The sequence below is a fragment of the Dietzia sp. PP-33 genome, assembly GCF_033790845.1.
In the GTDB taxonomy this organism is placed as follows: Bacteria; Actinomycetota; Actinomycetes; order Mycobacteriales; family Mycobacteriaceae; genus Dietzia.
In genome coordinates, this window is record NZ_JAMYEI010000005.1 from 1 (window position 1) to 11,392 (window position 11,392).

At 69.7% G+C, this 11,392-nt stretch carries 12 protein-coding genes; all 12 read right to left on the minus strand.

What is annotated here, in order from left to right:
• Positions 1-423: 423 nt before the first annotated feature.
• The gene (tyrS, locus tag NJE57_RS09980; protein ID WP_319028257.1) at positions 424-1,695 is read right to left on the minus strand and encodes a tyrosine--tRNA ligase; all 1,272 of its coding nucleotides are present in this window, start codon (positions 1,693-1,695) and stop codon (positions 424-426) included.
• Positions 1,692-2,381, minus strand: coding sequence for a DNA-3-methyladenine glycosylase (locus tag NJE57_RS09985; RefSeq protein WP_413464395.1), 690 nt, complete (start codon positions 2,379-2,381; stop codon positions 1,692-1,694). The genes tyrS and NJE57_RS09985 overlap by 4 nt, the downstream gene beginning before the upstream one ends.
• On the minus strand, positions 2,378-2,599 hold the full coding sequence (locus NJE57_RS09990) for a Trm112 family protein (protein ID WP_319028258.1): 222 nt from the start codon (positions 2,597-2,599) through the stop codon (positions 2,378-2,380). The genes NJE57_RS09985 and NJE57_RS09990 overlap by 4 nt, the downstream gene beginning before the upstream one ends.
• Positions 2,600-2,604: 5 nt before the next feature.
• The gene (gene argH / locus NJE57_RS09995) at positions 2,605-4,044 is read right to left on the minus strand and encodes an argininosuccinate lyase (protein WP_319028259.1); all 1,440 of its coding nucleotides are present in this window, start codon (positions 4,042-4,044) and stop codon (positions 2,605-2,607) included.
• Positions 4,041-5,240, minus strand: a complete 1,200-nt coding sequence (locus NJE57_RS10000) for an argininosuccinate synthase (protein ID WP_319028260.1) — start codon at positions 5,238-5,240, stop codon at positions 4,041-4,043. Before NJE57_RS10000 ends, argH begins: the two co-directional genes overlap by 4 nt.
• Before the next feature lie 56 nt (positions 5,241-5,296).
• Positions 5,297-5,794 carry an arginine repressor gene (locus tag NJE57_RS10005; protein ID WP_319028261.1) on the minus strand — a complete coding sequence of 166 codons (498 nt, stop codon included), beginning with the start codon at positions 5,792-5,794 and terminating at the stop codon, positions 5,297-5,299.
• Positions 5,791-6,732, minus strand: coding sequence for an ornithine carbamoyltransferase (gene argF, locus NJE57_RS10010; RefSeq protein WP_319028262.1), 942 nt, complete (start codon positions 6,730-6,732; stop codon positions 5,791-5,793). The genes NJE57_RS10005 and argF overlap by 4 nt, the downstream gene beginning before the upstream one ends.
• Positions 6,729-7,943 carry an acetylornithine transaminase gene (locus NJE57_RS10015; RefSeq protein ID WP_319028263.1) on the minus strand — a complete coding sequence of 405 codons (1,215 nt, stop codon included), beginning with the start codon at positions 7,941-7,943 and terminating at the stop codon, positions 6,729-6,731. Before NJE57_RS10015 ends, argF begins: the two co-directional genes overlap by 4 nt.
• The gene (gene argB / locus NJE57_RS10020; RefSeq protein ID WP_319028264.1) at positions 7,940-8,875 is read right to left on the minus strand and encodes an acetylglutamate kinase; all 936 of its coding nucleotides are present in this window, start codon (positions 8,873-8,875) and stop codon (positions 7,940-7,942) included. The genes NJE57_RS10015 and argB overlap by 4 nt, the downstream gene beginning before the upstream one ends.
• 1 nt (position 8,876) lies before the next feature.
• A complete protein-coding gene (locus NJE57_RS10025) occupies positions 8,877-9,365 on the minus strand; it encodes a hypothetical protein (RefSeq protein ID WP_319028265.1) in 489 nt (162 codons plus the stop codon).
• A 68-nt stretch (positions 9,366-9,433) separates the two neighbouring features.
• Positions 9,434-10,471 carry an N-acetyl-gamma-glutamyl-phosphate reductase gene (gene argC / locus NJE57_RS10030; RefSeq protein WP_319028266.1) on the minus strand — a complete coding sequence of 346 codons (1,038 nt, stop codon included), beginning with the start codon at positions 10,469-10,471 and terminating at the stop codon, positions 9,434-9,436.
• A 69-nt stretch (positions 10,472-10,540) separates the two neighbouring features.
• On the minus strand, positions 10,541-11,284 hold the full coding sequence (locus tag NJE57_RS10035; RefSeq protein ID WP_319028267.1) for a DUF2786 domain-containing protein: 744 nt from the start codon (positions 11,282-11,284) through the stop codon (positions 10,541-10,543).
• Positions 11,285-11,392 lie beyond the last annotated feature (108 nt).

Consider the following 11,392-nt stretch of genomic DNA (forward strand, 5'->3'; position numbering starts at 1 on the left):
AAACAAACTGGCTGTTCAAAAAAACGCGACCCCCACGACAGGGATGTGAAAGGGTCGCAACCAAACAAAAAATTTGGCACTATCACAAACAAAACACACTGTTGAGTTCTCAAACAACACCCACACATCGAACCCCGATAAGTCTCTGACCACCGGTTCTCGAGGAACAACCACACTCCGCCGCCTCTTTCGGGGCAACTTCTCCAGCCTAGCGACTCTCCCCGTCCCGGTCAAACCGGCGGTTCCTGCCACACCCTGGAGCACATCACCCCCAGCAACTCGAACCTCCCGGTCCGAACTCGCTCTCGGCGACTTCCAATAAGTTACGCAGCCGTGAACTGAAACGCAAATCGCCTGGTCACTGCGTGAAACGTCAGAAGGCGCCGGGGATGCCAGCGCCTTCTGCGGATGGACCCGGAGGACTCAGCGGATCCGAACCCCGGCAAAGCTCCTCTTGCCCCGTCGCAGCACCAGCCAGGACCCGTGCAACAGATCGGCCGGCGCCGGCGTCCACTCCGGGTCGTCGACGCGGTCGTTGTTGACGTAGGCGCCACCTTCCCCGACGGCACGACGGGCAGCGCCCTTGCTCTCGCAGAGACCGGAGGCCACCAGCAGGTCCACGATCGTCGTCGGGCCGTCGGATTCCACGTCGACGGACCCGGCGTCCTCGAGCGCGGCCCCGAGGGTCCGCTCGTCCAGGGTCGTCAGTTCACCGCGACCGAACAACGCCTGCGACGCCGCCTGCACCGATTCCGTGGCCGCGACCCCGTGCACCATGGTGGTCATCTCCTCGGCCAGACGCTTCTGCGCCGCCCTCAGGTGCGGCTTCTCCCGGGTGAGTTCGTCGAGCTCGTCGATCTCCTGCCGTCCGAGGAAGGTGAACCACCGCAGGTAGCGCACGACGTCATCATCCGAGGTGTTGAGGAAGTACTGGTACCAGGTGTAGGGACTGGTCAGCGCGGGGTCCAGCCAGAGGCTCCCCCCACCGGTCGATTTGCCGAACTTCTTCCCGTCGGACGAGGTCACCAGTGGGACGGTCATGGCGTGCACGGACTCGCCGTCCACGCGCCTGTTCAGGTCGACACCACCGATGATGTTGCCCCACTGGTCCGAGCCACCCAGTTGCAGAGTGCAGTCCATGGTCCGACGCAGCTGCAGGAAGTCGTTGGCCTGGAGCAGCATGTAGGAGAACTCGGTGAACGAGATCCCGTCACCGTCGAGACGGCGCTTGACGGTGTCACGCCCGAGCATCGTGTTGAGCGAGAAGTGCTTACCGACGTCTCGGAGGAACTGGATGGCGGTCAGATGTCCGGTCCACTGCATGTTGTTGACCACGCGGGCGCCCGCCGGCCCCTCGTTGAGGTCCACGAACAACTCGAGCTGACCCTCGATGCGTTCCGTCCACTCGGCCACGGTGTCCGTGGTGTTCATGGTGCGCTCCCCCACCTCGCGGGGGTCACCGATCAGCCCGGTCGCGCCGCCCGCCAGAACGACCGGCCGGTGTCCGGCCAACTGGAACCGCCGCAGGGTGAGCAACGGGATCAGGTGGCCGGCGTGCAGGCTCGGCCCCGTTGGATCGAATCCGCAGTAGAGCGACACCGAGCCCTCGTCGATATGGGAACGAAGCGCGTCCAGGTCGGTCGACTGCGCGATGAGCCCCCGCCACTGCAGGTCATCGAGGATGTTGGTAGTCACGCCCGCCATTGTTCCCCATCGGTGCCCCGCACCGGCACCGGGCGGGGTGCGGGAGTCGCAGCGCGCGGTGCGCGTGGGCTACGCCGATACGCCGAGACCTCACGCGCCCCGGCCAGCCAGAACCGCCACGGGCGGTCCGCCGCGCGCGAGACCCCGACCCGGGGACCCACCCCGATCTGCTCATCGGGGAGGGGATCGGGCCGGAAACCGACCGACGACGACTCGAGCACGTCCATCCCCCGGAAGGAGAGGTCGATTCCCAGGGTCCTGCCGAGGTTGCCGGGGCCGCGGGCGACCCGGTCATGGGGTATCCCCGGCCGGCGGTGCTCGACCAGCTCGTGGCCTGCCTCCAGCCGCGCGGCACGGAGCAGGACCCCGCCTCCCTCACCCGCGGGACGGCAGGTGATGTTGACGCACTGGTGGATCCCGTGACTGAGGTAGACGTAGAGGTGGCCCGCATCGCCGAACATCACCTCGTTCCGCGGGGTCGGTCCGGGCCAGGTGTGCGCGGCGGGATCCGGGTGGGGTGAGTCCGCCGGGCCGCCGTAGGCCTCCACCTCCACCACCCGTACCGAGACCGCGCCGTGGGTCAGCACTCCCCCGAGCAGTGCTCGGGCGGCCTCGTCCGGCGCGGCCTCGCGGAGCACTGCCCGGAACGCGTCCGGCGCGGTGCGCTGGCGGGTCACTCCTGCGGAGCGCCGCCCGCGCGGGCGAGCAGGTCCGCGTGCTCGGTGTCCCCGACCTGGCGTGCCTCGTCCACCAGCAGGACCGGGATCCCGTCGTCGATCCGGTACGCGCGACGGAGGCGCGGGTTGTAGAGCGTGTCGTCTCCGGCCAGCAGTAGCGGCCCCTTGTCCTCGGGGCAGGCCAGGATCTCGAGCAGACGGTCATCGATGGCGGACATGGCGCTCACCCTACCCAGTCGGCGAGTTCGTCACGGATCTCTCCCAGCCGCCGCCGCTGCTCGGCCACAGCCGTACCGGCGGTACCGCCGCGGGCGCTTCGTGACGCGATGGATCCCGTCACCGTGAGCACGTCCCGCACGGCGGGCGTCAGTGCCGGGTCGACCGCCGCCAACTCGTCGTCGGTCAACTCGTCCAGACCGACACCGCGCCCCTCGGCCACCCGAACGCACTCCCCCGCCGCCTCGTGGGCGACGCGGAACGCCACACCCTGGCGCACCATCCACTCCGCGATGTCGGTGGCCAACGTGTACCCGGCCGGGGCGAGCTCCGCGAGGCGGTCCGGGTGGAACTCCAGGGTCGCGATCATCCCCGCCATGGCCGGGAGCAGGAGATCCAGCTGGGCGACCGAGTCGAATACCGGCTCCTTGTCCTCCTGCAGATCCCGGTTGTAGGCCAGCGGCTGGGCCTTGAGGGTCGCGAGCAGGCCGGTCAGGTTGCCGATGAGCCTGCCGGTCTTGCCCCGCATGAGTTCCGCGACGTCCGGGTTCTTCTTCTGCGGCATGATCGAGCTGCCGGTCGACCACTCGTCGGCGAGCGTCACATACGCGAACTCCGGGGTCGACCAGGCGATGACCTCTTCGGCCAGGCGGGAGAGGTCCACCGCGATCTGGGCGAGGACGTAGGCCGCCTCGGAGGCGAAGTCCCGCGAGCTCGTCGCGTCGATCGAGTTGTCCGCGGCTCGATCGAAGCCGAGTTCCGCCGCGATCGCGTCCGGGTCCAACCCGAGAGAGGAGCCGGCCAGGGCTCCCGATCCGTACGGGGAGACAGCGAGTCGGCGGTCCAGGTCCCGGATCCGATCGACGTCCCGCAGGAGCGGCTGGGCGTGAGCCAGGAGCTGATGGGAGAGCAGGACCGGCTGCGCCGCCTGGAAGTGCGTCTTGCCCGGCATCACCGTCTCGGCGTGTGCGTCCGCCTGACCGACGAGCGCGTCGACCACGTCGAGGGCCCCCTCGGCGACGGCCCTGACGGCGTCGCGCAACCACATCCGGAACAGGGTGGCGACCTGGTCGTTGCGGGAGCGCCCCGCGCGGAGGCGCCCACCGATCTCGACCCCGACCCGGTCGATCAGACCTCGCTCGAGGGCACCATGCACGTCCTCGTCCGACTCGGCCGGGACGAACGCCCCGGAGTCGACGTCGGCGGCCAGCCGGTCCAACCCGTCGAGCATGGCGTCGAGGTCTGCCCCGGAGAGCAGTTCGGCGCGGTGCAGGACCCTGGCGTGCGCCTTGGACGCCCTGATGTCGTACGGCGCGAGCTCCCAGTCGAAGTGGGTGGACTTGCTGAGGGCGGCCATCGCCTCGGCCGGACCTCCGGAGAAGCGGCCTCCCCACAGCGCTCCGGTGTTGGTGCCGTGCCGGTCGTCCTCCCGCCGCTCCTCGTTCACAGTCCGAGGTCCCGCTTGGCGGCGATCTTGGAGCTGAGGCCGTGGAGGTTGACGAAACCCTTGGCGTAGCTCTGGTCGAACGAGTCACCCTCGTCGTAGGTGGCCAGATTGAAGTCGTACAACGAGGAGTCGGAACGACGACCGTTGACCACGATGGATCCACCGTGCAGGGCCATCCGGATGTCACCGTTGACGTGCTGCTGAGTGTTGTCGATGAACGCGTCGAGGGCGTACTTGAGCGGGGAGAACCACAGGCCGTCGTAGACGGCGTTGGACCACTGGTCGGACACACCCGACTTGAAACGGGCCAGCTCCCGCTCGAGGGTGACGTCCTCGAGCGCCTTGTGCGCGGTGATGAGGATCATCGCCCCCGGCGCCTCGTAGACCTCGCGGCTCTTGATGCCCACGAGCCGGTCCTCGACCATGTCGAGCCGACCCACACCCTGGGCTCCGCCACGACGGTTGAGCTCCTCGATGGCCTGGAGCACGGAGACCTTGCGTCCGTCGATCGCCACCGGGATGCCCTCCGAGAAGGTCACGGTGACCTCGTCGGGAGCGGCGAAGTTGAGGGTGGGGTCCTCGGTGTAGTCGTAGACGTCCTTGGTGGGGGCGTTCCACAGGTCCTCGAGGAAGCCGGTCTCCACGGCGCGACCCCAGACGTTCTGGTCGATCGAGAACGGTGACTTCTTGGTCACGTTGATGGGGATCTCGTTCTGCTCGGCGAACTCGATGGCCTTCTCACGCGTCCAGGCGTAGTCGCGGACGGGGGCGATCACGTCGAGGTCGGGGGCCAGTGCGCCGAAGCCGACCTCGAAGCGGACCTGGTCGTTGCCCTTGCCGGTGCAACCGTGGGCCACAGCCGTCCCGCCGTGCATCTTGGCCGCGGTGACCAGGTGCTTGACGATCAGCGGACGGGAGATCGCCGAGACCAGCGGGTACTCCCGCATGTACATCCCGTTGGCCTTGATCGTCGGCGCGCAGTACTCGTCGGCGAACTCGTCGCGGGCGTCCACGACGACCGACTCGACGGCACCGCAGTCCAGCGCGCGCTGCCGTATGACCTCCATGTCCTCACCGCCCTGGCCCAGGTCGATGGCGACGGCGACGACCTCGGCGCCGGTCTCCTTGCCGATCCAGCTGATGGCGACGGAGGTGTCGAGGCCTCCGGAGTAGGCGAGGACTACGCGATCGGACATGGTGTGCTCCTTGGTGGTTCTCGGTCTGAAAGTCTGATGGTGTTCGGTCTCGGGTGTCAGAGCTGGCGTCGGGCCAGCGAGGACAGTCGGTCCGCGAGCGCGGCTCCTCCGACGTGCTCGCGGGCCATCACGAATATGGTGTCATCCCCGGCGATCGTGCCCACCACGTCGTCGAGGTTCGCGCGGTCCAGTGCACTCGCCAGGAAGTTGGCGGCCCCCGGCGGGGTGCGCAGTACCGCGATGTTGCCGCTGTGGTCCGCCGAGACCAGGAGGTCCCCGAGGAGCCTGCCGAGCCTGTCGGTGCCCCCGGGGATCCCCGGGGTGTGGCTGCCGTCCTCGGGGATCACGTAGCGTCCCGCGCCGCCGTCCGCGGCGCGCAGTTTGACCGCCCCGAGTTCGTCGAGGTCGCGGCTCAACGTGGCCACCGCGACCCCGATCCCCTCCTGCGCCAGTGCCTCGGCCAGCTCGGTCTGACTACGGACGGGTCGCCGCTGGAGGATCTCGGCGATGCGGGCGTGCCTGACGGTCCTGCTGACCGTCCCCGCCGAGGTCACGACCGCCCCAGGAGCCACACCAGGAGTGCCTTCTGTGCGTGCAGGCGGTTCTCGGCCTCGTCGAGGACACGGCTGCGGGGACCGTCGAGGACCTCCGCCGTGATCTCCTTGCCACGGTAGGCGGGAAGGCAGTGCAGGACGATCACGTCGTCCGAGGCCCTGTCGACCGATTCCTGTCCCAACCGGTAGGCGGCCAGGTCCCGCAGCCGGTCGGTCGCCGAGTCCTCCATCCCCATCGAGACCCAGGTATCCGTGATGAGGACGTCGGCTCCGGAGACCGCGGAGTCGACGTCGGTGGTGATCGCCACCGATCCCCCGGTCTCGGCCGCGATGCGCTCGGCGTCGGCCACCACCTGACCGGTCGGCTGGTACCCCTGCGGCGCGGCGATGGTGACGTGCATGCCGGCGGTGGCGAACCCGAGCAGGTACGAGTGCCCCATGTTGTTCGCGCCGTCGCCGAGGTAGACCGCGCGCAGGCCCGCGGTACGACCGAAGTTCTCCCGGATCGTGAGCAGGTCCGCGAGGATCTGGCACGGATGGAACTCATCGGTCAGTGCGTTGACCACCGGCACGTCCGAATGCTCGGCGAGCTCGGCGAGCCCGTCCTGCGAATAGGTGCGCCAGACGATCGCCTCGACGTAGCGCGACATCACCCTGGCGGTGTCCGAGAGGGTCTCGCCCTTGCCCATCTGGGTGGAACCGGACTCCACCACGATCGCGTTGCCGCCGAGTTGGGCGATCCCGGCGTCGAAGGAGAACCGTGTCCGGGTGGAGGTCTTGTCGAAGATCACGGCGACCGAGCGCGGGCCCTCGAGCGGGCGTGCCGAGAACGGGTCGGCCTTGAGCCGCATCCCCAGATCGAGGACCTCGGCCTGCTCCGAGGGGCTGAGGTCGTCGTCGCGCAGGAAGTGCCGCACTGACGGTGGTGACGCGGTCATGACGAGGTCTCCTTCGGGGTCGCGGCGTCGAGGATGCGGGGCAGCCCCGCGACGAACCGTGCGGCCTGCTCCTCGGTGAGGATGAGTGGCGGCGCCAGTCGGACCACGTCCGCCGCGGTCGCCCCGACGAGGTAGCCGGCATCCCTGGCCGCTCCCTCCACCGCCTTGGCGAGCGGGGCGGTGAGCACCACGCCGAGCAGGAGCCCACTCCCGCGGACGTGGTCGACGAGCGGGTGGTCCAGGCACTCGATCTCTGCGGCGATGATCTTGCCGAGTCGGTCGACATGGGCTATCAGGTCGTCGGACTCGATCGTGTCGAGCACGGCCAGCGCGGCCGCGCACGCGACGGGGTTCCCACCGAACGTGGTGCCGTGCTGGCCGGCGGTCAGCAGCTCCCCGGCTGCGCCGATCCCCAGGCAGGCACCGATCGGCAGGCCGCCCCCGAGCCCCTTGGCCAGGGTGATCACGTCGGGGACCACTCCCGCTCTCCGCGAGGCGAACATCGACCCGGTACGACCGATCCCGGTCTGGACCTCGTCGACGATCATGAGGATCCCGTGCTCGCTGCACAACGAACGCACGTCCGCGAGGAAACCCTCGGGGGGCTCGACGACCCCGCCCTCGCCCTGGATCGGTTCGACGATCACGGCGGCCGTGTCGCCGGGGTCCCGCCCCACCAGCTCGCCGAGCGCCGCGATGTCGCCGTAGGGGAAGAACTCGACCCCGGCGGGCATCGGTTCGAACGGTTCCCGTTTGGCGGGCTGACCCGTCATCGCGAGCGCGCCCATGGTCCGGCCGTGGAAGCCGTTCTCCGCCGCGAGGATCCGCGCGCGCCCCGTCCGGCGGGCGATCTTGAACGCCGCCTCGTTGGCTTCCGCACCCGAGTTGCAGAAGAAGGCGCGGACGGGCACGTCGACGGCCAGCAGGGACTCGAGCCGTTCGGCCAGGGTGACGACGGTCGGGTGGATGTACAGGTTGGACACGTGGCCCAGCTCGGCGACCTGGCGGCTGACCGCGTCGACCAGCGCGGGATGAGCGTGCCCCAGGGCGTTGACCGCGATCCCGCCGAGCAGGTCCATGTACTCGCGGCCATCGGCGGCGGTCACGGTCGCGCCCCGACCCGAGACCAGCTCGAGCGGAGGGGTGCCGTAGTTGTGCATGAGTGCGCTTCCCCACCGGGAGGTGAGGGTCACGGGGTGCTGATCGCTCACTTCCCACCTCCAGCGGGTGTGCGGGTCTCGTGGTCTCCCGCGGTGACCATGGTGCCGATGCCCCCCTCGGTGAGGACCTCGAGCAGCACGGAGTGCTCGACGCGGCCGTCGATGACGTGGGCCGCCCGCACCCCGCCCTGCACGGTCCGCAGGCACGCCTCCATCTTGGGGACCATCCCGCTCTCGAGCGACGGCAGCAGCCGCTCCAGCGGCCCGGTCCCGAGGTGGGTCACCAACGACGACCGGTCCGGCCAGTTGGTGTACAACCCCTCCACGTCGGTGAGGACGACGAGCTTCTCGGCACCGAGTGCGGTCGCAAGTGCACCGGCCGCGGAGTCGGCGTTGATGTTGTGGACGGTGCCGTCGGTGTCGGGCGCGATCGTGGACACGACGGGGATACGCCCGGCCTCGATGAGGTCCAGCACGGCCCGGGGATCGACCGACTCGACGTCTCCGACCAGCCCGATGTCGGTGGGCTCACCGTCGACCATCGCCGTCCGCCGGACCGCGGTGAACAGACCCGCGTCCTCCCCGGAGATGCCGACCGCGTAGGGGCCATGCGCGTTGATCAGCCCGACCAGCTCTCGGCCCACCTGACCGAACAGCACCATACGGACGATGTCCATGACCTCGGGGGTGGTGACGCGGAAGCCCCCGCGGAACTCGCCCTCCATGCCCAGGCGACCGAGCATCGACGTGATCTGCGGGCCGCCTCCGTGGACCACCACCGGCTTGAGGCCACAGGTACGGAGGAACACCATGTCGGCGGCGAACGCCGCCTTGAGCTGATCGTCGATCATCGCGTTGCCGCCGTACTTGACCACGATGATCTTGTCGTGGAACTTCTGTAGCCACGGCAGCGCCTCGGCGAGCACGTGCGCGCGGACGAACGGCGTCAGCTCGGTGGACCCGTCGTTCATCTCGGTGGTCATGTCAGGCCTTCCCGGGCGTGGTGGTCGGGGACGGTGCGGGCGTGGTGGTCGGGGACGGTGCGGGCGGGGTCGAATCGGGTGAGCTCGGTGCGGGCGGGGTCGGTGCGGGCAGGGTCAGTGCGACGTGGACGTCGGCCCCGCCCCGGTGTCGGAAACGGAACGAGGCCCCACCGGTCGCCGGGGTGGGGTCGGGCCACGGCGCGTGATCGGTGTCCGGCCGGAAGACCAGGACCTCGATGGGGCCGGCCTCCACCCCGGCCCGGTCGGTGACGAACTCGGCGACCGCCTCGGCGACCGAATGCGCGGTCCCGAAGTCCACCGAGGGGTCCTCGTGTCCCGGACCGTCGACGAGCACGACGGCTCGGGTCGACGGGATCTCGGCGCACCGGGTACTCCACTGCAGCTCCGCGGCGTCGGAACCCTGTCCGGTCACCTCCAGAACGGCGGTCGTGCCCGGCGGCGCCACCCAGAACACGGTGTCGAACGACACCGGATCGAACCACCGCTCGAGGCCGTGAGCGTGACCGTCGGGTGTCGCTCCAGGAAGTGGCTCCTGGTTCACGGGGCCAGACCGACGGTGCTGAGGCCGGCCGTCTCGGGGAGACCGAGGGCCAGGTTCATGGACTGGATCGCGCCACCGGCGGTGCCCTTGGCGAGGTTGTCGATCGCCGCGGTGAACACCGCGCGGCCAGCACGCTGATCCACCTCGATACCCAGTTGCACGGCGTTCGATCCGAGTACCGAGGCGGTCATCGGCTGCACGCCCGGCGGGAGCACGTGGACGAAGGGCTCGTCGTCGAACGCCTCGGCGTACACCCGACGCAGTTCCTCCGCGGTCGCGGTGGTCGGCGCGATCGCGGTGGTGAGGATCCCACGCGCCATCGGGGCCAACACCGGTGTGAAGCTCACCGAGACCGCCGCCTCCGTGACGGCCCGTAGGTTCTGGGTGATCTCCGGCGCATGACGGTGGGTGGTGACGCCGTACGCCTTGGCCGAGCCCATGACCTCCGAGGCCAGCATCGGCACCTTCGCGGACTTGCCCGCGCCCGAGGCTCCCGTGACCGAGACGATAGTGATCGCGGACGCGTCGATCAGGCCGGCGGCCACCGCGGGGAACAGGGCGATGCTCGCTCCGGTGGGAAAACACCCGGGCACCGCGATCCGACGGGTCGACCGCAGGGACTCGCGCGCCCCGGGGAGCTCCGGCAGTCCGTACGGCCAGGTACCTGCGTGTGCCGACCCGTAGTAGGCCTCCCAGTCCGAGGAATCGGACAGCCGGAAGTCCGCGCCGAGGTCGACGACGAGGACGTCCGGGCCCAGCTCCTCGGCGATCGCGGCGGAGTGCCCGTGGGGCAGGCCCAGGACCACGACATCGTGCCCGGACAGTGTCTCCGCGCTGGTCTCGGTGAGTACGCGGTCCGCGAGGGGCAGCAGATGAGGGTGGTGCTCGGCCAGCGACTGCCCGGCGCTGGACGCCGCCGCGAGTGTGCCGATCTCCATGTCGCCCGATGCCAGCGACGGGTGACCGAGCAGGAGGCGGAGGAACTCCCCGCCCGCGTATCCCGAAGCACCTGCGACCGCTACCTTGATTGCCATACGCACGAGTATGCATGATCTTGCAATATTTTGCACACCGGGCCGGCGATCCCCCGTCGCCGACCCTCGTCATGCCCCGATCTGGCGCCGCCCCCCGTCGAAGCGACTCTGCCCGAGGTCCACGGATCCGCCGACCCGGCGCCCTTCCTCGATCCCCGAGGTGCCCACCCGACGGCGGGCGCCCCGGACCGCGGACGGGAAGCGGCGCCGCAGCTCGGTCTCCGCACGCTGGGCATCCGAACGCAGGACGAGACCCGCCCCGGCGGCGTCATCGCTCTCCGCGACCGCTCCGCGCTCGGCAGCGGCCAGTCGACGACCCACCTCGAAGGCGAACCCTGTCATGAACGACTTCCGATGGGTGACCGGCGAGACGCCGGGCGCGGGCCGCTGGCGGGCCGCGGCGGCGAGCATGACGCCGGTCAACGCCCCGGCGAGCACCCCGACCCGCTCCACGTGCCGGCGCACCCCCACGACGTGGACGATCTTGACCCCGTCCGTGCGGGTGGAGGTGACGGCCCGACAGTGCATCGCGGCGGCGAGGGCGGCCACCAGGCCCACCTGGTCGGGCTGGTACCTCCCGGCCACCACGTGGTCGAGCACCGCCACCTCCGCGGGCTCCGCGTCGGGCCCCGACCTGGCCAGGGCCTCGTCGACCCCGTACTTGGCCAGCAGTGCGTACCCCCGCTCGAGCAGGATCTCGGCCTCCGGTGTCCCGGCGACGCTCTCGGCCTTGGCGAACAGCTTGCGGACGCGATCGAGTGCCCTGGCCGCGGTGTCGGCGGGCGAAGTGGACGGGTGCGGTGTGGTGGTCATGGTCTACTCCCGGAGGTCTCGGCTGTGTGGTGAGCCGGATATTCGCACAGGTGTACGACACGGTGGCGGGCTACCGAAGCTACCGACACAGACCAGCGGGGAGCCCGG